This is a genomic window from Orbus hercynius (assembly GCF_003634275.1).
Lineage (GTDB): Bacteria > Pseudomonadota > Gammaproteobacteria > Enterobacterales > Orbaceae > Orbus > Orbus hercynius.
On sequence record NZ_RBWY01000001.1, the window covers coordinates 558,482 to 580,821 of the forward strand.

30 protein-coding genes are annotated in these 22,340 nt (G+C 37.2%); 28 read left to right on the top strand and 2 right to left on the bottom strand.

What is annotated here, in order from left to right; all coding sequences use genetic code 11:
- Positions 1-11: 11 nt before the first annotated feature.
- The 13 genes from DES39_RS02730 to DES39_RS02795 all read left to right on the top strand — a co-directional run bounded on the left by DES39_RS02730 (position 12) and on the right by DES39_RS02795 (position 9,652).
- Complete coding sequence (locus DES39_RS02730; RefSeq protein WP_121144223.1) at positions 12-1,223, top strand: DUF2213 domain-containing protein; 1,212 nt, start codon at positions 12-14, stop codon at positions 1,221-1,223.
- A 10-nt stretch (positions 1,224-1,233) separates the two neighbouring features.
- On the top strand, positions 1,234-1,707 hold the full coding sequence (locus DES39_RS02735; RefSeq protein WP_211324595.1) for a structural cement protein Gp24: 474 nt from the start codon (positions 1,234-1,236) through the stop codon (positions 1,705-1,707).
- 12 nt (positions 1,708-1,719) lie between these two features.
- Complete coding sequence (locus DES39_RS02740) at positions 1,720-2,751, top strand: major capsid family protein (RefSeq protein ID WP_121144224.1); 1,032 nt, start codon at positions 1,720-1,722, stop codon at positions 2,749-2,751.
- 56 nt (positions 2,752-2,807) lie between these two features.
- Positions 2,808-3,170 carry a hypothetical protein gene (locus DES39_RS02745; RefSeq protein WP_121144225.1) on the top strand — a complete coding sequence of 121 codons (363 nt, stop codon included), beginning with the start codon at positions 2,808-2,810 and terminating at the stop codon, positions 3,168-3,170.
- 2 nt (positions 3,171-3,172) lie between these two features.
- Positions 3,173-3,619, top strand: a complete 447-nt coding sequence (locus DES39_RS02750; protein WP_121144226.1) for a DUF4054 domain-containing protein — start codon at positions 3,173-3,175, stop codon at positions 3,617-3,619.
- Positions 3,591-4,055, top strand: a complete 465-nt coding sequence (locus DES39_RS02755; protein ID WP_121144227.1) for a hypothetical protein — start codon at positions 3,591-3,593, stop codon at positions 4,053-4,055. The genes DES39_RS02750 and DES39_RS02755 overlap by 29 nt, the downstream gene beginning before the upstream one ends.
- Positions 4,045-4,425, top strand: a complete 381-nt coding sequence (locus tag DES39_RS02760; protein WP_121144228.1) for a hypothetical protein — start codon at positions 4,045-4,047, stop codon at positions 4,423-4,425. The genes DES39_RS02755 and DES39_RS02760 overlap by 11 nt, the downstream gene beginning before the upstream one ends.
- Positions 4,377-4,904, top strand: a complete 528-nt coding sequence (locus DES39_RS02765) for a phage neck terminator protein (RefSeq protein ID WP_147405414.1) — start codon at positions 4,377-4,379, stop codon at positions 4,902-4,904. The genes DES39_RS02760 and DES39_RS02765 overlap by 49 nt, the downstream gene beginning before the upstream one ends.
- Complete coding sequence (locus tag DES39_RS02770; RefSeq protein ID WP_121144230.1) at positions 4,904-6,382, top strand: DUF3383 domain-containing protein; 1,479 nt, start codon at positions 4,904-4,906, stop codon at positions 6,380-6,382. The genes DES39_RS02765 and DES39_RS02770 overlap by 1 nt, the downstream gene beginning before the upstream one ends.
- Before the next feature lies 1 nt (position 6,383).
- Positions 6,384-6,824, top strand: a complete 441-nt coding sequence (locus DES39_RS02775; protein ID WP_121144231.1) for a phage tail fiber protein — start codon at positions 6,384-6,386, stop codon at positions 6,822-6,824.
- 57 nt (positions 6,825-6,881) lie between these two features.
- Positions 6,882-7,160 (top strand): hypothetical protein, encoded by a 279-nt coding sequence (locus DES39_RS02780; protein ID WP_170143319.1) that lies wholly within the window; start codon positions 6,882-6,884, stop codon positions 7,158-7,160.
- Positions 7,161-7,361: 201 nt separating this feature from the next.
- Positions 7,362-8,864 (top strand): hypothetical protein, encoded by a 1,503-nt coding sequence (locus DES39_RS02790; RefSeq protein ID WP_121144233.1) that lies wholly within the window; start codon positions 7,362-7,364, stop codon positions 8,862-8,864.
- Positions 8,865-8,905: 41 nt separating this feature from the next.
- Positions 8,906-9,652 (top strand): hypothetical protein, encoded by a 747-nt coding sequence (locus DES39_RS02795; RefSeq protein ID WP_121144234.1) that lies wholly within the window; start codon positions 8,906-8,908, stop codon positions 9,650-9,652.
- Between the two features lie 13 nt (positions 9,653-9,665).
- Here the strand turns inward: DES39_RS02795 and DES39_RS02800 are convergent, their stop codons facing one another.
- Complete coding sequence (locus DES39_RS02800; protein ID WP_121144235.1) at positions 9,666-9,920, bottom strand: Arc family DNA-binding protein; 255 nt, start codon at positions 9,918-9,920, stop codon at positions 9,666-9,668.
- A 116-nt stretch (positions 9,921-10,036) separates the two neighbouring features.
- On the opposite strand from DES39_RS02800, the gene DES39_RS10915 reads away from it, so the two are divergent.
- From DES39_RS10915 to DES39_RS02855, 12 genes are all read left to right on the top strand, one after another.
- Positions 10,037-10,213, top strand: a complete 177-nt coding sequence (locus DES39_RS10915; RefSeq protein WP_170143320.1) for a hypothetical protein — start codon at positions 10,037-10,039, stop codon at positions 10,211-10,213.
- A 69-nt stretch (positions 10,214-10,282) separates the two neighbouring features.
- Positions 10,283-11,047 carry a phage antirepressor KilAC domain-containing protein gene (locus DES39_RS02805; RefSeq protein WP_121144236.1) on the top strand — a complete coding sequence of 255 codons (765 nt, stop codon included), beginning with the start codon at positions 10,283-10,285 and terminating at the stop codon, positions 11,045-11,047.
- Positions 11,048-11,109: 62 nt separating this feature from the next.
- Complete coding sequence (locus DES39_RS02810) at positions 11,110-11,307, top strand: hypothetical protein (protein ID WP_121144237.1); 198 nt, start codon at positions 11,110-11,112, stop codon at positions 11,305-11,307.
- 61 nt (positions 11,308-11,368) lie between these two features.
- Positions 11,369-11,989 carry a phage baseplate protein gene (locus tag DES39_RS02815; protein WP_121144238.1) on the top strand — a complete coding sequence of 207 codons (621 nt, stop codon included), beginning with the start codon at positions 11,369-11,371 and terminating at the stop codon, positions 11,987-11,989.
- Positions 11,989-12,282, top strand: coding sequence for a phage baseplate plug family protein (locus DES39_RS02820; RefSeq protein ID WP_121144239.1), 294 nt, complete (start codon positions 11,989-11,991; stop codon positions 12,280-12,282). The genes DES39_RS02815 and DES39_RS02820 overlap by 1 nt, the downstream gene beginning before the upstream one ends.
- Positions 12,279-13,124, top strand: coding sequence for a baseplate hub protein (locus DES39_RS02825; protein ID WP_121144240.1), 846 nt, complete (start codon positions 12,279-12,281; stop codon positions 13,122-13,124). The genes DES39_RS02820 and DES39_RS02825 overlap by 4 nt, the downstream gene beginning before the upstream one ends.
- Positions 13,121-13,888 carry a Gp138 family membrane-puncturing spike protein gene (locus DES39_RS02830; RefSeq protein ID WP_121144241.1) on the top strand — a complete coding sequence of 256 codons (768 nt, stop codon included), beginning with the start codon at positions 13,121-13,123 and terminating at the stop codon, positions 13,886-13,888. The genes DES39_RS02825 and DES39_RS02830 overlap by 4 nt, the downstream gene beginning before the upstream one ends.
- Complete coding sequence (locus tag DES39_RS02835) at positions 13,885-14,250, top strand: hypothetical protein (RefSeq protein WP_121144242.1); 366 nt, start codon at positions 13,885-13,887, stop codon at positions 14,248-14,250. Before DES39_RS02830 ends, DES39_RS02835 begins: the two co-directional genes overlap by 4 nt.
- A gap of 10 nt (positions 14,251-14,260) precedes the next feature.
- On the top strand, positions 14,261-15,469 hold the full coding sequence (locus DES39_RS02840) for a baseplate J/gp47 family protein (RefSeq protein WP_121144243.1): 1,209 nt from the start codon (positions 14,261-14,263) through the stop codon (positions 15,467-15,469).
- Entirely contained in the window at positions 15,466-16,116 is a 651-nt protein-coding gene (locus tag DES39_RS02845) for a baseplate wedge 1 family protein (protein WP_121144244.1), read from the top strand. The genes DES39_RS02840 and DES39_RS02845 overlap by 4 nt, the downstream gene beginning before the upstream one ends.
- On the top strand, positions 16,106-17,224 hold the full coding sequence (locus DES39_RS02850; RefSeq protein ID WP_121144245.1) for a hypothetical protein: 1,119 nt from the start codon (positions 16,106-16,108) through the stop codon (positions 17,222-17,224). The genes DES39_RS02845 and DES39_RS02850 overlap by 11 nt, the downstream gene beginning before the upstream one ends.
- A gap of 10 nt (positions 17,225-17,234) precedes the next feature.
- Positions 17,235-17,663 (top strand): tail fiber assembly protein, encoded by a 429-nt coding sequence (locus DES39_RS02855; RefSeq protein WP_121144246.1) that lies wholly within the window; start codon positions 17,235-17,237, stop codon positions 17,661-17,663.
- 6 nt (positions 17,664-17,669) lie between these two features.
- On the opposite strand, the gene DES39_RS02860 is transcribed toward DES39_RS02855, so the two are convergent.
- A complete protein-coding gene (locus tag DES39_RS02860) occupies positions 17,670-18,398 on the bottom strand; it encodes a hypothetical protein (RefSeq protein ID WP_121144247.1) in 729 nt (242 codons plus the stop codon).
- Positions 18,399-19,250: 852 nt separating this feature from the next.
- Between DES39_RS02860 and DES39_RS11185 the strand changes: the two genes are divergently transcribed.
- From DES39_RS11185 to DES39_RS02880, 3 genes are all read left to right on the top strand, one after another.
- Positions 19,251-19,430: a glycoside hydrolase family protein gene (locus DES39_RS11185; RefSeq protein ID WP_121144249.1), complete on the top strand. Its 180-nt coding sequence runs from the start codon at positions 19,251-19,253 to the stop codon at positions 19,428-19,430.
- A gap of 58 nt (positions 19,431-19,488) precedes the next feature.
- Entirely contained in the window at positions 19,489-20,061 is a 573-nt protein-coding gene (locus tag DES39_RS10985) for a lipocalin-like domain-containing protein (RefSeq protein WP_211324596.1), read from the top strand.
- Positions 20,062-21,793: 1,732 nt separating this feature from the next.
- Entirely contained in the window at positions 21,794-22,228 is a 435-nt protein-coding gene (locus DES39_RS02880; RefSeq protein ID WP_121144250.1) for a YgiW/YdeI family stress tolerance OB fold protein, read from the top strand.
- The last annotated feature ends 112 nt before the right edge of the window (positions 22,229-22,340 follow it).

Sequence of the window (22,340 nt, forward strand, 5' to 3'; positions counted from 1 at the left end):
GGATTATTAATATGGAAAATGGAAAAGGAATATTAAGCAAAATAAAAGAGTTATTAGCTAATGATTCAGCAAGAGTTAAGGATGTAAACGGATATCTAAACGTTGCTAATTGCAACATCTCAAAAGCAGCAGTAAACCCATACTACGGTAGAGACATTCCAAACTGGCAAGAGCTTGGATTACTGCCAGGCAAAGTATACATGATGTTTCGCGATCCTGACGAGCTAGCAAGGTCAGCATCAACATTCAATGGCAAGCCTTTACTTCGCGGACATCACGATATACACGCGGGAGACATACCAAAAGAAATGATCATAGGCTCGACGGGCACTGATTGTCACTTTGAATATCCATTTCTCGTTGTATCAACCGCCGTATGGGATGAACAAGACATAGTATTGATTGAAGATAACAAGGTTAAAGAACTTTCTAGTAGTTACTTTTATCGAGCAGATATGACTAGCGGAGAGTTCGAAGGGGTTCATTACGACGGAATCATGCGCGACATTGTGGGTAATCACGTCGCAGTCGTAGAACAAGGGCGTGCAGGCTCACAAGTAGCGGTCGCAGATAGCGATCTGGATATTTCAACAGAGGAACTAAAAAACATGAAGTTAAGCGAATTTAAAAAACTATTCGGTTCTTTATTAGCAAATGACGCTAAAGACGAAGATATCGAAAATGCGCTAAAGAAAGCTGATGATGAGGACGATAAAAAGGAATCAGATAAAGGCAAAGATAACGAAGATAAAAAAGCAGACGATGAAGATAAGAAAGCTTGTGACGAGTCAGAAGATGACAAAGACGCTAAGTATGATGATCGCATCGAAAAACTTAAAAAAGAGTTAGCTGATAAGCAAGCTGAACTTGACGACTACAAAGAAAAAGCCAAAGGCGCTGAAGATAAAGCAAAAGACGAAGAAGGCAAAAAAGCAAACGATGCCGCCATGATTCGCAAGCAAGTGATTGCTGAAATGCAAGGCGTCTCTAAAGCTCAATCAGCTGTACGGCCTTTCGTTGGCGAGCTTGCTATGGATAATGCGGGTGATATCTACAAAGCAGGATTAAAACACTTTGGCGTTGATGTATCTACGTTACCAGTATCGGCATATCAAGCAACGTTTGAAGCCGTATCTAAGGCGAATAAAGCAGCAAAAGCCAACGATAGCGCAATTCAAACTAGCAACTCATTAGCTCAAGCTATGAACTTAAAACATATCTAAGGACTAAATAATGGCAGATTTACAACAAAATGTAGGGATGTACCCAGCAACGGCTGTTCAAGGTGATTTCGCATCGGCTAACCCACGAGCTACGGCGATTAGTAATAATGGTGGTTTTGTTTCAGATGGAACGGTTATTGTCGGCGGGTTCTGCTGGGCTACAGATAGAATCGTTAGCAATAAAGGCACAGGTACGCCAACTGGATTTGTTGCACACACAGGAAACTTTTCTTACATCGGAAGTTTTTCAAGCTCAACTATGACTATCAGTAAAGGTGTTGAAACTACGGTGCATGTTGCTGGTGATTTTTATGCCACCTCTACCAATGCAGCAACCAAAGGTCAAAAAGTTTTTACATCAACTACTGATGGCTCAATCTTGGCTGGTGATGCTGGCGCGGAAGTTGCGGGAGCTGTAGAAACTAACTTTAAATTTGTTAAAGATGCGGCAGCCGGAGAGCTTGCTATCATTTCAACTTACTAAGGACTAAATATAATGGATTTTGAAAAATTATTACAACAAGCATCTGCGCAAGAATTAGCTAATGCGGGTATTGCTGTGATGGGCGGACGTCCTGCTTTTCGTAGTGATACCGCTCGACTAGCTAATGATGCCGCTTTGATTGGTCAGGCTAGTGTAGGTATTCCTGATTTTCTAGCTTTATACATTGATCCACAATCGATTAAAGCATTGTTTACTCCTATGCGTGGTGAACAGACATTTGGCGCTTTCCAATACGGAAACTGGACAACAAAGCAATATCAAGGACGCTTTGAAGAGCCAACCGGTAACTATGGTGCTTATGGCGACTTTAGCGAAAATGGCACGACTGGCGCTAACTATAACTGGTTCTATCGTCAATCATTTGAAGCTCAGACCTTTGTTGAGTTTGGTGATCGTGATGTTGAGTCATACGCGTTAGCTAATATCGATCGCGTTGGCGATTTGAAATATGCCGCATTTTTAACGCTTGAAAAATTCCGCAATGCATCTTATTACTACGGTGTTGATGGGCTTCAAACTTATGGTTTATTCAATGACCCTAACTTAAATCCAACCATTTCACCAAACACTAAAGCAGGTGGCGGGACAACATGGACGAATGCGACAAATATCGAAATTTATAATGATTTCCTAAAATTATTTGAAGATGCACAGAATCATGCTGGTGGTAACATCGAAATTACTGATAAAGTAAAAGTGACACTTTCACCAGTTCGTTATACTCGTTTATTGGCGACAGATGCTTATGTGGGGTCTAAATCAGCATTAGAACTGATTAAAGGTGCATTTACTAACCTAGAAATCGTTCAAGCTCCAGAGTTATCTACCGATGCAGGTGAACAGCTAACAATGGTGTTTGATTCTGTCGATGGTCGTCCGGTATGTGCTGCTGGCTTCACTGAGAAGTTACGCTCACACCGTCTGATCCCCGCTTCATCTTCTTACAAACAAAAAATCTCTGCAGGTACATGGGGATTAATTGTTAAGCAGCCAGTTGGTCTTGCTTCAATGCTAGGCATTTAATTTAGTTACGTTTCATTTTATGGGGCTATATGCCCCTTTTTTATTAAGGGTTAAAAATGGCAAATATTATTGTATGCAGTCGATTTCCTCAAAACTTAAAGTTAGAAGTATTAATTAATGGCGAATTAAAGTCTTTTGTAATCAATGGCTCTAAAACTGATTTAACAGCAAATCAAGAAAACAAAAATAACCTACACGGCGCTATGGCGATGACCACTGTTGATGAAGATTTATATAACGCCTGGTTAGAAGCTAACAAAGATAACAAACTAGTCAAAAATCAATTCATTTTCACAGCTAAAACTGAAAAATCAGCAAAAGCACAAAAAGAAGAATTAAAAGATGAGAGCACAGGACTTGAAGGTCTAGGACAAGAAGGTGATAAACGCGCAGGCGGTAAAAAAATCGCTAAGGGTTAATTATGGATATCGTAGAGTTTGATGTCGAAGAGTTTAGGCTTGTTTATCCAATGTTCGCTGATAAAGAAAAGTTTAACGATACCATGCTTGAGTTTAGCTTCTCCAAGGCTGAAACCTATGTCAACAACACTAAATGCGGCTACGTTAAAAACTTAACAACTCGGAAGATAATGCTGTATATGCTCACCGCTCACATTGTTACGCTTCAAGCTCAAGCGATTAATGGTGAATGGTATGCGGGCGTTATGTCATCAGCAACCGAGGGGAGCGTATCAATTAGCATGGCAACTCACAATATAACGCCTCGTAACGCTTGGTACCTAAAAACACCATTTGGCGCTGAATATTGGGAAATGACATCTAAGTATAGAACCTTTAATTATCAGTCCGTGCAATCTCGTCCGAGCTGGGAGGGAACCAATGGCAGGTGGTGGAATCTTAGAGGCTAAATTAAAGGCCTACAAAAAACAAGCCGAACAACTGAAAGGTAAGTCGCTTGAAGTTGGATTCTTTGAAGGATCAACTTATCCCGATGGTACAAAAGTTGCTGAGGTGGCTTATTGGAATGAGTTTGGCGTTCCAGAAAATAACCAGCCGCCTCGCCCTTTTTTTAGGCAAGCTATTGCTGAAAATAAAAATGATTGGGTTGCTAAAGTTAGACTTCTTTTAGAGCAAGGTGCGACTATTGATCAGGTGTTAACAATATTAGGGCAGGATATTGTTGTTGATATTAAAGCGTCAATTGCAGCCTTTCAAGATCCGCCTTTATCCGAAGCAACCAAAGCAGCTAAGCGAGCTAAGAAATCACTGCATCCCGATAAACCATTACTTGATACTGAGGTTATGTATCAAGCCGTTCAGTGGGTAATTAATAATGAAAATTAACGTAAAAGCCATAGCCAACAGCTTAATCCAGCCTATTAATCCAGATATACCCGCAACTATTTATAAGGATTTAGGTGGCGAATATGTTGAGGGGGTTTGGCAGCCTAAAAGAGAGATATTGGAAGTAAGAATACAGCGTCAGCAATTAACACAAAACGACATCTTGTTCTTAAACAATCTTGAATTTCAAGGCAACTTTATAGTTGTTTACGTTAAAGGCCATTATGACGGGGTTAATCGGATCGACAAAAAATCACCTGACATTTTTGTGTTTGATGATAGGGAATACAAGGTCATACACGTTCCTGAGCAGTGGCCAACATGGAGCAGAGTAATTTTATGCGAGCAGGAAAAATCGATTACGGGTTAAGCGAATCCGATATTTATAAAGCGGTTAGAAAATATTTAGAGCTGTTTACTGACTTAACCATAATTTACGGCAATCAAAACGCGCCACTGGAAAAAGATAGCATCGTAATCACCATGCTTTACCGCCGTTCATTATCACTACCAAGCACGAGATACTCAAAGGATGATGCAACCGAAACATCAAGACGGACAACGCTAGTTACTTTCCAAGTGGACATCTACGGCAAGGATGCTGGTCAAGTTTATGATGCGATTGTTGTGTTAAGCCAAAACCCGACTAGCTACTGGTATGAAAGCGAAGATTCACCGAGCATCAATCTAGCTAAGATTGTTGAGCGTGGTCGAATGCCTTTCGTTAATGAACAACAAAACTATGAAAACAGATATGCGTTAGAAATGGAATTCAGTATTTATAACGAGATATCTCGCACAATCGATTTTATCGAATCAATAAACGTAAAAACAATCGAGGTTAAATAATGTCTATATCATTAAATCGGTTAATTAAGGTATTACCTAGTGTTATTAAAGCGGCAGGTAATGCAATTGACCTTAACGGCGTTATCTTATCGGATAATGATTACTTACCTGTTGGTACCGCCTTACCTTTTGCAAGTAGTGATACTGTATTGGCTAAATTCGGGTCAAATTCCGATGAGCACAAAGCAGCTAAAATTTACTTTCAAGGTGTAAATAACGCAACAACTACACCGTCAAAATTATTCTTTGCAAGATATAGCGCAAACAGTTCTGCGGCCGCACTAATTGGTAACAATTTGAAATTAACTCTTGCTGATTTGAAAAAAATCAAAGGAGAAATGACGTTATCAGTCAATGGAGAAGAACAAACCGTTGAAGTTGATTTATCATCAGCGGCTTCATTTGATTCTGCCGCTGAAATTATCGGCGGAGAGTTATCAGGAGCCGAGATTGAATACAATGAAATAACAAAGCAATTCAAAATATATTGTTTGACCGGCTCTGTTAAGCCGGAGGATTCAAGCATTGGTTTTGCATCTGGACTGGTTGCAGACGCACTGGCGCTCAGCATGGAAAGCGGGGCTTATATATCGGAAGGCAACGCTGGAATGACGGCGGATAGTTTTTTCGCATCTCTACTTAGCAAAACAGCAAACTGGTATTCATTTACAACATTGTTTGAAGCAACGGACGCACAGCATATTGATTTTGCAGACTGGGTTAATGCTCAAGAGGCACGATTTAACTATGTGGGATGGACTTCAAGCGGAACAGCTTTAGTTAGCGGCAGCGCAGAAACTATTTTATATAAAATTAACGAAGCAAATTACGCTAACGTTACTCCTGTTTATTCATTGTCCTATGATAAGCCAGTTAATGTACTTGGTTATTACGCATCTTTAGACTTTAACCGCGTTAATGGTCGCGTTCCTTTGCATTATCGTTCATTAGATGGGTTAACGCCTGATGTTTCAAGCAATGCCGATTATGACGCATTAAATGATAATGGTTATAACTTCTACGGCGGTTATGCGGCAAATATTGATAGCTATGCTATGTGGCAACCGGGTAGAGTAACGGGTGATTTCATGTGGGCTGATACTCACGCAGCTCAAGCTTGGCTTAATGCAAACATTCAATTAACAATTTTGAATACTTTTATGTCTAACCTTGGTATTCCGTACAATCCAGCCGGAAAGGAAATGCTAGCAAGTCCATTAGTCACACCTTTAGAACAATTTAAATCATGGGGCGGTTGCGTTACCGGCACTGATTTGGATAACAGCCAAATTCTGCAAATTAAGCAGCTTTTAGGTTATGACGCATCAAGCGCGTTAACCGCAAAAGGTTATGTTATTTATATCGGTAAATTTACATCTACATCACGCGCAAATAGGACCACTCCTCCATGTTACGTGCTTTATGCAGATGGCGGATCGTTTAGAACAATTACATTAAATTCAGTCGAGGTACAATAAGATGGCAAAACACATAACGGCCGCCAGTGTAATTGTTACATTGGTCGCAGATGAATTATATCCTACAGGTCGAGTTATCGAAGGATTCGCTGAGGATAGCTTGCGTTCACTTGATGATCTAGTTAGAACTGAATCAGTAATGGGAGTTGATGGTAAGTTATCAGTAGGATTTGTTTATTATCCGGTGAATTTAACATTGCATTTAATGCCAGATCAAGACGGCTACACCGTGTTTGAAAATATCGCACAGGTTCAAAATACGTTAGTCGCTCCTATTTATTTATCAATGACAATTGTTGATGTGAGTTTAAAACGCAAATATACACTAACAAAAGGCGCATTAACAAGCTTTGCAGCTATGCCTAATGCAAATAGATTAATGCAACCAGTAGACGCCGCTATGGTGTTTGAGCGTTGCACTTGGGAAGAATACGAGGGTTAATGAATGGTTATCAAAACAAAAATAATTACTATTGACAATGGACCTGACGCCGGCAAGATGTTTGAAGTTACTATGCCCGACGCTTTCCGCGGTGAAGAGCTGTTTATAAAAATCATGTCTACCTGCTCCGGCGCTAGTAATAACAGTCAAATAGTACAACGGCTAATGGCAACTAGTGAAGGCCGAGAAGTATGGAAGTCATTACTTGATTTTGTAAAAATAGTGCCAGCATCAATCCCTCGGCCGATTGACAAGCAGGATATCGAATCACCGCAAACGTTAGTTCGTCTTAGGACTGAATCGCTATCGATGCTCATGGATTTTATTACAGAATAGATCCGTTAAAGCTAACAACTGAACAAAGCAAATACCGGCTCAAAGAGTACGTTAATTTAACTCCTCGGGTCGGTATTGTTATCTCATCAGGGAAGGCGACACTTCACGAGCTGCAAACGGTGTACAGTCTCGAAGATCTATTCTTATTAACTGAAGTGATTCAGATTGATAACCATAATCTTAACATTCTAAGGAAACCAGATGGCAACGGTAGACAAGTTAACATTAGAGCTGGACGCTGATGGCGTTGAAAAATTCATTAGATCAATGAATGATGCGGAAAGCAAACTAAAGTCAATACAAGATTCATTCATTAAAACAGCCAAAGAAAAGGGTTTAATGGATGATAAGTTAGAAAAAACCAATAAAAAGAAAGATAAAAAACGAAAAAAGAACGATAAGAATAAAAACTCAGCTGTTGATAAGTTTAATAAAAACTTAAAAAAAGGAGCGAAAACTCTTGATACGATGTTAAAGACATTGTTGGCTATTAGCGCCATATCCTTTGGCTTAAGTGGCTTGATGTCTAAATCTGAATTAGCCGCCAAAACTGGTACGGACTTAGCCAACCAAGCAAGAAATATTAACGCCTCTCCTAAAGACTTAGAGGCTATTAATACCGCTTTAAGGATGGGCGGAGTTGGAGAAGGTGCGCTTAATGACCTTATCAACAAATTAAGTGACAATCAGTCTAGATATAAAGCGGGTCTCGGGAGTAATCCAGAAATTCAGCAGCTTATTGCAGCGTTAAACGGCTATGACCGAAGCGGTAAAAAGATTGATGCGGTAAATACTGACCCAGTTAATACGATTAAGTCTATTGCAATAATGCTACAAAGCAATGACGAATATACTCGCAAGTCAATGATCGGAATGCTTGGACTTGATGGCGATGTGGGTAATTTTCTCTCTAATAAACGAGTTTTTGATTTCTTAAATGTTGGGCAGAGGTCAGCGATACAGACAGAAGATAGAGCCGATGGCGCGCAGCGAAGAAATGCTGCTATTGTCGGGGCCGATAAAGCACTTGAGAATCAATGGACAGTTTTAGGGGAATCCTTTACCCCGATCCGGATTAAGTTAACCCAGCTAGCAACAAAAATATTAGAAGAAGTGAATAAAATGACACCTCAAATTGAGGAGTCCATGCCGGCGCTCAGCAAGATAGCGGATATCATTTTAGAGTGGACTAAGATTATTCTTGAAAAACTAAAAGGGCTTGGCGTTGTTAGTGATAATGAAAATGCAGACACAAGTAAAACTAAGTTTTTAAATGAATATTTATCCAAAAATAAATCACTGAAACCTGGCGAAATTGATGTAATTAAAAACAGAGACGCGGATATTCAAGATATTGATGCTGAAAACGGAGAGTTGATGCTTTCTAAGGGGAGAAAGTATAAAAAAGGCGGGGGATCAATGTTTCCGTCTTATCTTGAAAATTACTTTGACTACGTCATAAGTGAATACCAGAAAAACGGCGCTAATCCCCAGCTTGAACAACCACAAACTGGGCAGCAGCTAATGCAGCAAAACTATTCAAATCAATCGATGAGTAGCAATCAGGTTATTAGCATACAAGAGATGATTATTAACACATCATCAAGTAATATTAGTGATATTGTTAATGACGGAATGAGCAACTCAAAATTGATAGTCGGCAATCCAGCCTCAATGTATCCACATTTGAGTAACACTCGGTAAGTTATTTTGATATAATCCCCTTAAATTAATTAGGGGGGCTTATGAAGAAATTTTTACTTATTATAATAGCTATGTTCATAACATCTTGCGCTAAAATTGGTGAGAAATATGGAATATACAAACTATCTGACGAAGAAAAAATAACCAAACTAGTTAAAGATGCAGATGATTATGTTTATAAAGATAAAACAGGAAGAGAATATAAAGAACAGCTATTTTTATTAAATGGAAGAAATGAGTTTAATAATAAATTTAAAAAAGAGCTGCTGCTTTGTTATAATATTAATAATATCTCAACCTCTGGCGATGAAGCTTGCACTATTAGAACTTATATTTTAGAAATAGATCGTATAAATTTAGAAAAAGACAAATTAGTTGAAAAAGAAAATAAAAGAAAAAAAGAAAATGATTTAATATCTAAATCCATAAAAAAAGACTTCAAAAAAGATTATGCTAACCATTTGTATTTTTGCGGTCAATCATATACTTTAATAGAGTTTGTGATTAATGATATTCTTATGGAAAGAGAGTATGCTTACGCAAAAAAATCCTCTATGGGTAGTTTTAATCAAAAATATGAAAATCAATCAAATAAGACTTTTCAGTATAAAATATTACAAATCACACCAAATCAATTAAATAGTATAAAAGCTAAATTTGAAAACCTTTTACTAAGCAATATTAATTTATATAATAGACAAGGAATAATTAATCAAAACAGTTATTTAACTGAGTGCTTGAATTCCCCCAAAGATTATATATTTAATTATAATAAAATATTCAAATAAAGCCCTCTCGGGCTTATTTTTTGTCTTTTTCTTCTTGTTCTTTTTGAAATTCTTCTTGAGCCAATTTGATTATTTCTAAAAATAAATCTTTATGCTCAATCATTAAGCTAGCCGTATCTTCGTTTACAGATCGATCAAGGCGATACAGAATCTCAGCATTCAATGATCTTCCATTTATTTCAGCGAAATTTTGTAATTTTTCTTTTAAATCATTCGGTATTCTAACTCCAAATGGAGCAATATCCCTACCAGCTTTAATTGTTGACATAAAAACTCCTTAATTAATTACTTCACAGTGTAATAAAAAAAAGATTGACAGTATAGATACACGGTGTAATAATCACAAGCGTAAGTTACACGGTGTAACAATTAAGAGGAGGTAAAGTGAAAATACGTGAGCTAGCACCATTTGGGTTAAGGATTAGACCAGATCTAAAAGAATGGTTTGCAGATTATTCAAAAAAGGATAATCGCTCAATGACTTATTCTATAAATGAGGCAATGGAGTTTTTCAAAAAACATAAAGAGGAGGAGGAAAGAAAAATTGCAGATATCCAATAAAACAAAAACCCCAAGTGCTGCAACACTTGAGGCTTCAATAATTAACCCACTAACCAAAGGAATTAATATATGAGTAATATTATATCGTTAGTAGAAAAAAGTCAATTAACCATGTCTAGCCGTGAAATTGCAACGTTAACTCATAAAAGACATGATAATGTATGCCGTGATATTCGTGCAATCTTGGTTGCTTTATTAGGTGGTGAAGATGCTGATTATGTCCGTAACTCAAATTTGAGTTACCTTACAAATCAACACGTTAGATGCGAGCAATACGATTCTAAAAACCCTAACGCATGGGAATACCATATTTCAAGACGGTACACTGAAATATTAATCACTGGCTATGATATCAAGCGCAGAACCGCTGTCATTGATCGTCTTTATCAACTTGAGGCTGAAAAGAAAAACGTACAACCATCATTGCCAACAACAAAAGAACTTGCGTTAATGGTGATTAAAGCTGAAGAAGAAAAAGAACAGCTTTTAATTGAAAATAAAAATTTAGGTCATCAAGTTGAAGAAATGCGCGACGATGTAGATGCTTTTGAGCGAATAGCTAAATCTGACGGTAGCTTAAATTTAACAAGCACCGCGAAACATTTGCAGCAGCCGCCACATAAATTTAATCAACTGTTAAATGAAAAAGGATGGATTTATAAGCGACGAGGTCAAAGAAATTGGTTGGGATATCAAGATAAAGTTAAGCAAGGCCTTCTTGAGCATAAAGTCTACATAACACAAGATAGCTCAGGATCTGAAAAAGTTTGTGAGCAAGTTCTAGTAACTCCGAAGGGGCTAACTAAGTTATCGCAAATGCTAAGCTTACACTAACTATTAAAACCCAATTAAAAATAAGCCCCCACTCAAGAGGGGCAATTACTGAGGACTACCACATGAACCGAAAAATTATATTAGATTTAGATGATATTGATATCGTTATGACAAAATTAAATCAAGCTGAATCAATAGCCTATGTCATGGCTTGCAATAACGACCTTGAGAAAGATGAGGCTAATGTATTCTGGGCTATTAAAGATTTAATAGAGAATGCTAAAAACCTATTTGAAAATAAAAATGCAGTTCAAATGTAATTAAAATACCTAAACCAAACCCCTTAACTGGGGTTTTTTATTGACTAAAATAGGGGTAAATATGAATTTCAGTATATCGCTTAACTCTGTTTTAAGCGCAATAAATAGCAAAAGTCTACTATCGTTTTTATCAAGCACGATATACCCGAGTTACGGCATTTATTATGCAAGCGGAGACAATGCAAACCGGAGTGCAATTGACTTTAATAGCGTGATAAAGTTCGATCATAGCGGAGAGGCAGTAATTACAAGCGCGCCGGTTGCATCATCCGACGGTGTCGCGGGTAACTATTCCTCACTTAATAAAGTTGTACAACCTTCAAAAATAACAATGCGAATTGCAGTTGAAGGCATGACCGGGTTTAGCGGTGCCATTCCGCGCTTCCCGTCAACAAATAATTTCTCATTGAATGCATCGTCAAGATCTGACGTTATTAACAAGCTTGAGCAAATGAAAAACTCTGCAACGCTATACAACATCGAAACACCTGATCGCGTCTATGCTAGCTACGATTTAATTAATTATCAATTTGCCACATCATCCAGCTCAGGCATAACGTTGTTGATGGTTGATTTAACATTTCAAGAAGTGCGAACATTATTTGATATCGAAAAACTAATAAACTCAGTTAAAAAAGCAGCAACAACAGAAGCAAAAACACCGGAAAAGGAGATTTATTAATGCTTACAATCTCTTTAGAGAAAAAAGAACAGCAGTCATTTGGCGTTAATTTGGGCGGGCAAAACTGCACAGTTACACTGTCACAACAAGACAAAGGATTGTTTTTTTCAATGTACATGAATGAAAAGCCGATTGCTTTAAATGTGTTGTGTCTAAACGATGTAAAGCTTGTTAGATACAAGTATCTCGGGTTTATCGGCGACTTGTTTTTTAATGATAGCCAAGGAAATGACAATCCGACTTACAGCGAACTTGGTGATAGATTTTCACTTTACTATGACGGTGACGCATGAATTATCAAACGCAAATATTAGATTTTGAGTTTCTCATAAAAGGCAACGGCGAAGATCCAAGCGAAATAACAGACACAATTAAACTAAAAGCGCCACGCAGCACTGCAACAATAAGCACGTTCGGCGGCGTAAATAGCTCTGAAGCTAGCTTCACAATTTGGGGGCTTGGGCGTGATGATATCGCAACGTTAACACGGTTTGAAATGTGGAATGGCGGTAAAAATTATAATGCGATATCCGTGAAAGCAAATGGAGTTAAATGCTACGAGGGCACGATAATCAACTGCGTGGCCGACTTTAATCAAGCGCCAGACATTCCGGTTATTATTAATTGCCAGCCGTGCGCTTTTTTATCTGTCGCTGTCGCAATGCCGTTCAGCTTCGGTGGAGAAATAAAAGCAAGTGACATTATTCAATCAATTATTAAGCCTTTCGGAATGACACTAACAAACATTGACGTCACAGAATCACTAAAAAACCCATATATCATCGGGTCGCCGTATCAGCAAATACTAAGTGTGGCTAATGATATTAGATGTTTTATTGAGCTTTCATATTCTGACATTTACATATCGAAAATTGGCACAGCGAGAGACGAAGAGGCAATCTTAATATCACCGCAAACTGGGCTAATCGGATATCCGAGCTATTTCGGCACATATCTGACCGTTAAAACGTACTTTAACCCTTCATATAAAACGGGGCAAAAAGTTAAGCTTGAAACTTATCTGCCGCTTGCGAGTGGCGACTACACGGTCGGAGCGATAATCCATAACTTATCTTGCCAGTTGCCCGGTGGAACATTTGAAAGCAGTTTGATTTTATATAAGGTATTCACATGAAAAGCCCGATAAATTTACAATTAAGCCAGATGGTTACGCAGGAAGATGTCATACAAAAATTAATTAGCCAAGCGCTAAAAAACAACAGTTTTATTCAGCTTGTAAAAGTTGTTGCCGTGAATATTGCTAATCTTACTGTTGATATTAAACCGCTATTGCTCGGGGAGACGACAGACGGAGAAATTATTGAATCTAGCGTCATTTACAACGTTAAGTACATGAGAATTCAAAGCGGAAGTAGCGCAATTATAATTGATCCAACTGCTGGGGATATCGGGCTCGTGTCAGTGTGCGATCGTGATATTTCAATCATTAAAGAAACAAAAACATTTGCAACGCCGGGAAGCGGAAGAATCCACTCATTATCAGATTCTATCTACTTGGGCGGGGTTTTGAATCGAACACCAACGCAGTATGTCAAGTTTACAGCTGATGGCATAGAGATATATTCACCGACAAAAATAACGGCAACAGCGCCAAGTGTAACGGCTAACTGTGACGATTTAACTGCTAACGTGACTAATTCTACAAAACTAACGTCAAACACTGTTGACATAACTGCAGATATTTCGGTTAGCATATCATCACCTCGGATAGCGTTAAACGGTTCGCTTACGGCAAGCCCATTAAATGGCAGTGGAACAGCAACCATCAACATGCCTTTAAATTCAACGGAAGAAATTACAGCGAATGGAATCGCACTTTCTACTCACACTCACTCAGGAGTGCAATCAGGCGGTGATAGCACAGGAGGCCCGCAATGATAAGAACAACATCCTTGCTTCTCGATGATGCCACTTGGGATATAAAGCTAGACGATAAAGGAAATATCGCAACGGTTAGCAATCCTTATGCAATAGCTCAAAATGTTGCTTGCGCGGTTAGTACGTTTTTAGGTGAAAGCATTGCGGATAGGAGAATAGGAATTGATTATCAGAACTTCCAGGATGGTAAGAAAGTTCAATATTTATCATTTCTGTACATGAAAGAAGCAAAAAGAGTTAATCATGTTATGAACGCAAAATCGTTGCTATATTTCGATAAAAATGGACTGAAAGACAGAAAATTATCAGGCGTTATAACCATTCAAGATACAGATAATCAAACTACTACATTAACATTATAAAAGGTTAATTATGTCAAATATTCCCAACTTAGAGATAACAGAGGAGGGGATAAAATCTCCTTCTTATCAAGAGGTATTGGACGGAACGCTAGAGGACTTGAATCAAGCTTTTGGCGGAACAATGGACAAGGATGTCACCACCCCACAAGGTCAAATTGCTGTATCAATGGCATGGTCAATCAATCAAAAAGACCAACAGCTTACTTATTTAGCAAGTCAGTTCGATCCGAATTTTGCAGAAGGCCGTTTTCAAGATGCTTTAGCTTCAATCTATTTTTTAGAGAGAATACCGGCCAGAGGAACAGCGGTAACCGCCAGGTGTACAGGATTAGTCGACACTATTATACCAAAGGGCAGCTCGGCCATTGATGATGCGGGATATATTTACTATTCATCATCTAGCGCAACAATTAATTCAAGCGGTTACGCTGATGTGATATTTGTCAATCAGACTACCGGACCCATAGCTTGCCCTGCCGGGTCATTAAATAAAATTTACAAATCATCGATAGGTTGGGATAGCGTTTATAATGATACTTCTGGAGCATTGGGGCAGGATGTTGAATCTCGAAATAACTTTGAATATCGCCGCAGAAACTCTGTAGCATTCAATTCTCAAAATCAAAATTTATCAGTGCAATCTGCAGTTTTAGCTGTAGATGATGTCGTGGATGCTTACGTTTATAGCAACGATACCGGGTCAACAATTAATTACGGTGAAACAGCGTATCAGATAGCGCCTCATTCTCTGCTTATTTCCGTGTACGGCGGTGATTCGAAAGAGGTAGCTCAAGCAATATTTAATAAGAAAAATCCCGGCTGCGGAATGGTGGGAAATGTAAAAGAGACCATTACAATAACTAGCGGCTATATCGAGCCTTACCCGAAATACACAATAACTTATTTATCTCCATCGCCTAAGCCTATTAAATTTAGAATCACTATTCAGCAAAATGAATTACTACCATCTGACATTGATCAGCAGATAAAAAATGCTGTTATATCAATATTTACGGGCGAATCTGGTAATTCAAGAGCTCGAATTGGGGGCTTGATTCATGCTGGACGATACTACACTCCGGTATCAAATCTGTCTGATTATGTAAACGTTGAGTCAATAGAGATTAGCAAAAACGGAACGACTTACTCAACATCTGTAACTATGGGCGTTGATGAAATGCCGGTTATAGATATAAATGACGTAGAGGTGATCATGTGAATATAAACGATACAATACTAAGACAATATGGTAATAGCGAAAAACTAAAGAATATTATTTATACATTCAATAACGGAATGGATGTTACAGATATTGTTAATAAATTCTACGATAACGTTTTTAATTTAGATACAGCAAATAGCTACGGATTGGATGTTTGGGCGAGAATAGTTGATGTTTCTAGATATGTTAAATTTGACAGCATTGGTGAGGTTTTTGGCTTTGACGGACAGAAGTTATCTACGTTCAACAGAGGATCTTTTTATTCCGGTGAAAAAGTCACTACAACACTGAAACTTGCTGATGATTTTTTTAGAACCGTCATTAAATCAAAGGCCGCAGTCAATATTAGTGATTCATCGATCAAAGATATCAACCGAATCCTCGGCAGTATTTTTAATAGCGACATAAAGCCATTTGTTACTGATAATCTCGATATGTCGATGCACTACGTATTCCCGTTTTATCTAAGAGATAACGAAATATCTTTAATAAAAAATTCTAACATTCTTCCTCGCCCTTCAGGTGTTAAGCTTAGAGGAATAATCACTATCCCTAATCAAGTATTCGGATTTTTTGGCAGTAATTGCCAAACATTTAACAATGGAACATTTATAAGCCAAAGGGGCATAATCGATGTCAATTAATAATAAATTAATACCGGTACCATTTGCAGTAAATGCGGGCGATACATATAAGTATTCAATACCGCAAACTAATACCACTACTTACCCAAACAAAGCGACTTATGAAACCGGATTTCCTGCTGTAACTATGGCAGATATCGCAGCGGGTGGGGTGCCTCCATTTGGGCAGGACTTTAATGGAGTTCTTAACGATATAACAACCGCTATCCGTTACATCCAATCTGGAAATTACCAAACCTATGATTCAGCGTTTGCGACGTCAATTGGCGGCTATGATAAGGGATCGGTAATTTTAGGTAGCGATGGCAAGTTATATCAATCAACAGTTGATGCCAATAAAACCAATCCTGTAGGAGGGAGCGGGTGGGCTGGTTTTATAGACGGCAAATACCTGCCCCTAACAGGTGGCACGTTAACCGGAACATTAACCGGCACAGATATAACAGCAAAAACATCGTTAACAGTCGGCAGCGCAAAAGCAACATATAGCGCCGCAGGACTTAATTTTGATAAACAAATGACAATAAATAGTACGCCAGTTTTAAAGCGTGGGGATTACGGAGTGGGCGGGAAAGCTGTTCATCTTACAAATTCTAGCACAAACATCAATGACGTCACAGAAACACAATTCAGCTGGTATAATTCAAGCACAGCAGGAGAAAAGCCGGCGTCGGCGGGTTGGGTGATTAGCTCAAACATATTAGACAGTCAAGCGATGCAGATATCTGTAGGCTGGGGCGGAGCAGGGTTATTTTTCAGAGATTCAACGGGCGGCGTCTTTAATGCCTGGAAAACAGTAATAACAACTGAAAATATCGGGAGCTATCAATCCGGGCTAGGAGTGAATCAAACATGGCAGGATGTTAAAAGTAGCCGATCAGCCGGGGCAATATATACCAACACTACAGGTCGCCCAATCACTGTCAATATTACAACAGGGCAGGATGGCGGTGGGTGGGCTTATCTTTATGTCGATGATGTTATTGTTGCCGGATATTTTTATACCGACAGGTATGGTAATGGTTCAGTGTTATCTGCGGTAGTTCCTAATAATAGTACATACAAATTGAGTGCTGGCGCGGTCAGCTTTTGGGCTGAATTAAGATAAGGAGTTATAAGTGAAATATTACAAAGATGAAAATAACCAAGTTTACGTGTATGAAGATGATTTACCTGAGTTCGGTAGTTACACTGAAATTGAAGCAATAAATGAAGCGGGGGAGACTGCTATTGAAAAGATTTACCCTGATTTTACTGTGAAAGAAGGGTTAATTGCTATAACCGAAGATGAGGCTAATTCTATTCTAAATCCGCCAAAATCAGATGAAGATATTCAAGCTGAAATTGTGGCAAGAAATACCGCTATACAGTCCGCTTTAACAAAAGAGTCTAATACTGCCATATCCATCTTGCAAGATGCCTTTGATTTAGACATGCAAGAGGAAGACGATGAGGAGAGATTAAAAGCGTGGAAAAAATATCGTATTTTACTTAGCCGAGTTGATCTAACTATTGACAGCGCGGAGTGGCCAAAAAAACCAAGCTAATTGGGTTTATCTTATTACTTCTTCAGCGATTTTCAAAAGCTTATACCATTCTTTAAAATTAAAATCGTGTGCATTGTGATAAGGTGCAAAGCCACTGACATATCCAACATAAAAACTTTCATTTATCTTTTCAATTGTTGATATTTTATTGTTGTTTTTAGTAAACTTCACATTAAGAATTGTGCAATTGCCAACTTTTAGCATTATATTATGCAATTGCATAATTTCTCTTGATGATTCGTTATCATTCGTTTTTATAACATATATCTTGTTTGATTTTTTTAGGTTATCCATGAATTTGTCGGCTAAGTATCTTACTTTACCAAGCTCTTTTTGATGAGATACAATGAGCTCATTGTTGTCTATAGATTTTTTCTCGCCGCGTTTAGATATATTCATTTTCGAATGGAAAGATAATTGATATTTTTTGTCTATTATCATCCCAGTGCATGATTGCTCTAGATTCTCAAGCAAGAAAATATCTCTAAAGTTATTTTGAATTAACTGTCCTATTAATGAATAGTCATGAATAAATGTATAGCGAAAAAATGAGCTTGTATTGTTTCTTGATTCTTTCAAAAACAATCCCAGCTCACAGTTATTACCCATGCTCTCAAATCGCTCAAACTTAAGCGGTGTATATTCTAAAGTTTTAACATTAAAACCTGTTTTCTTATATATCCAGTTCCTTAATCCCATACTCATGCCTTTTTTAAATGCATTATTTATTATCACACAACCACTTTACATACTCAACCGCATCAATCAACTGCTTAAATCTAGCTATCTCTATCGTTATTTCATCTTTATACATGATCATATGGTCATTTTCTACAACATCTATGATGTAAGAATCATTGTTGATGATGTCATGCTTATTGTATTGAAATCTGATGTAGATAGTTTTTAAGTAGTTGATAGTGATCATATCAAAGCTCATGTGTTGTGATTAATGTCATGATACATGAGTTTAATTGATATTAAATTAGTTAGTTGAGTAAGTGCGATGTGATAGAAGCGTGATTTTTGAGTACATATTTGAGTACATGTTTATTTTTGTTATTTATAATTTAATTTAAAAACATTATGTTATATAAATACTCTCATAATCATGAAAGTAAAAACTGGGCTGTGTAATATCGTTCATATTTGTTTTTTTAATTACAGTTTCGTTTAGTTTATTCTTTATTTATCAATTATTAGATTGTTTATTTGTTCGCGCTTGTATTATTTTGTACACATGAATACATAACGCTGTTTTTTATTGTGTACAGAATGTCATTATGGCGATCAGTGATACTACGTTAAGAATAATATTCAATCAACCATACAGCGGCACACCTGAATTAACACACGGTGATGGATTAAGTGTTAGGATAACACAAAAGGGTACCATTGCATGTTAATTTCACTATAGATAGCAAAATAAACCCGTTAGATTAACGCTTGGCCGATAACCTGCATTATGTTTAAAAACGTGAGCTTAGATTGTTATACGACAGAGGGGGAATCCTAAAATTCATTTTGTCGGTGGGGATAATTCAGAATTTACACTTAACGACTGTCTTAATTGTTGGATGGCACGCTATGTATCGTCTAGTATTTGATGCTACGCACTCTATTATGTTTAATGTCGGATGCTCTAAGATGCCAACTTCAACGATGTATCACTATCTTAATACTCGAGAGTATAAACTCGTTTACAATCAATTATCAAGATGGAATAAATCGACAGGCAAAGTATTAAGGGGCCTTGTAGCTAGATGAGAAAAAGATAAAGCATTATGTTTAAGTGGATTATAGCTATTTTAGCTAGTTAGTCTTCATGAGTTACTTTGCTTATAACTGTTGGCAAGATGAAAAGGCTGCAATAAAAGAACAAGAACGTATTAATCGTGAATTTACTGAACGTAAAGCAAATAACAAAGCAATAATTGAAGGTTGGTCGGAATATTATTGTTTAGAGATAGCACCAAATTTAAGTGCGGGCACACTAGTAAATGATTTTGTGTATCGTATAATAATGACTATATTGATAGCATATGAAGGTGTTAACATGAACAAAATAATGAGTGTATTGATGTTCTGCTTAGTTTTATTTGGATGTAGTCAAGGATCTAATATTTTAGGAACCTGGGTTGAACCCATTAATGGTCAAGAGCCAAATATGCAAGGATTTACTTTAAAAGAAGACGGTAAAGCAGTTTCTTTTAATATGGCTACATTACAATACCATAACTGGATAAGGCAGGGTGATAAACTGATTTTACAAGGAAAGAGTATTGGTAATGGTGTTGAATTTACTTTTACAGAGACATATTTAATTAAAAAACTAACCAGTAATACATTAGTTTTAGAACAAAATAATAACGAATTAACTTTTAAGCTACAAAAATAATATTTGATAATTAATGTATTAAACGTTTTAATTAACGCAGCTTAAATTTTTTGATAACGGATCATAAGCCACTTTCGGGTGGTTTTTCAATGTCCAAAATAAAAGTAATGCACTACAAATCCATTAATTTTCAAATCAACAACGACGCCATCACACGGCACACATCAACCACAACCCTTATTAAAAATAAACCTTAACAGAAACAGTTGCGGTCATTTGCGCTGTTGTGGGGGGCTAGGGTTTATTTTTAAAAGGAAATTCAATTGAATATTATTAAATTTGATTTTAATGAAATGGAGAGATAAGCAAGAAATTGACAATAAATCATTTGACAGATCAATGACGCTAAATGAAGTAAAACCAATAAGTACTAAAGATGCTATCGAAGCTTATAAAAAGATGATGGGGTAATAATATATGCCAATATGATTATAAACAGGTTGTTGAATGCGAATAGAAAGACATACAAGATTAAGACTTGACCCATCACAATTGCCAGCACTAAAAGAATATTACAAAGCCAATATAGCTCAATTTATCATTAATTGGGGTATCACTTACAATCCTTATAATGTGGATATTGGCCTTTAACATCGATACCGTTTAGATTATTTCCTCGACAAGAACAATGAGTCACTTGATTTATTAAAAATTGGCGAAACCGTGAAGCTGGCATAACTAAAAAAAAACGTGACATGGGCATGAGCAGGCTTAGTGTGGCGTTGTCATCATCTGTATGCTTATTTAATCGTAGTGTTTAAAGGTTATACTCATTATGCGTAGCTTTACAATATTCCCGATTTTTGAAAGATTATAACGGTGATTTCCTCCGAAATGACGCGTAAATGGATAGCGCTTAAATATAATGGTAACGACGAAAAAGTTAAGGATGAGATATCCGAAAAGATTAACAAAATTAAGAAAGCGCTATCAAGACTAAATTTTCAAACTCGATTTGATCAATTTATAGCTCATAACCTCATTTATGGGCGGGATCAGCTTTAGATTAATTTAAAGATACCCAAAGGGACGAGTTTAGTTCTTGATGACCCAGTGGAACTAAAAGCACTGTTATCACTCAGTAAAACTAAAATACCTAAAATGGGATCGTCTCACTAAATTTAGTTGAGCCAACAGTAAATAACTGGCTAACAGTGAGAGATAGTAGGAAGTAGCTAGTCAAGGGAAGCAATATTTTTGTGCTTAAAACAAATATGCAGAATCTGCAAGCATCTGGTGATTGCACCTTGATGATTTGACTTAAGCTGCCACGGACTTAAATTACCGCGCTAGACTCGGCATAAAACTAAAAAGCACAAACGGCGTTATATTGCTTGATGATGAAAGTAAAAACTGGGCTGTGTAATATCATTCATTAGCGTCTTGGTGTTATAAATTGTAATTTTGTAACTCGAATTAATCTATTTCCGATAAGCAGCGTAATAAAGTTAATTAAGCTGGTGAGCAAGCTCATTTTTTCAGCGTTGATGTAAATGTTCAATGACTAAGTTAAACCAATAAGTTAGGTTTTAAATAAAGACTCTTTAACTGGTGTTATGGCGCAAAAAGGTGGTGATAATGATTGAACCTAAGCTGATAGTTTATTTTCTCAAAGTAAGTAGATAGCTTATACAACAAAAATGGCAAAATTAATATTCTCTTAATATCTATTTGGTTAAATAGCGCATGTCAAAACGAGATATTTCATTAATCTTTATAGAGGTAGTATGTTATGAAAAAATTAATTCCATTAGTTCTAATTACAACATTAGGTATTTCAGGCACCGCATTAGCAAAACACGATAATCGTGGTGGATTTTCTGATGGTATGATGATGAGCCCTGGTTCAGGTGGTATGGGTATGGCCGGTGGCCTTGTTTCTGCAACCACCGTTGAACAAGTCAAACAATTAGCAGATGATTCATTTGTGGTATTAAAAGGTCATATCATTCAACAAGTGGGTAAAAAAGAGTACATTTTTAAAGATGATACTGGTCAAATTCAAGTTGAAATCGGTAATCGCGATTGGCGAGGCCAAGTTGTTTCACCAACTGATTTAGTTGAAATCAGTGGTAAAGTTGATAAAGATTGGAACTCAGTTGAAATTGATGTAAAAAGTCTGAGAATTATTACCGCTGCGGTTCCAGCTCCTGCTAACAGCAAGTAATTGCTCTTATTCAAGTAAAAGCCACGTTTTGTGGCTTTTTTTATTATCGGATAATTTTATTGACGAACAAGCCCGGATAAATGATATAATGCGGCCCGATATTTTCCTTCGT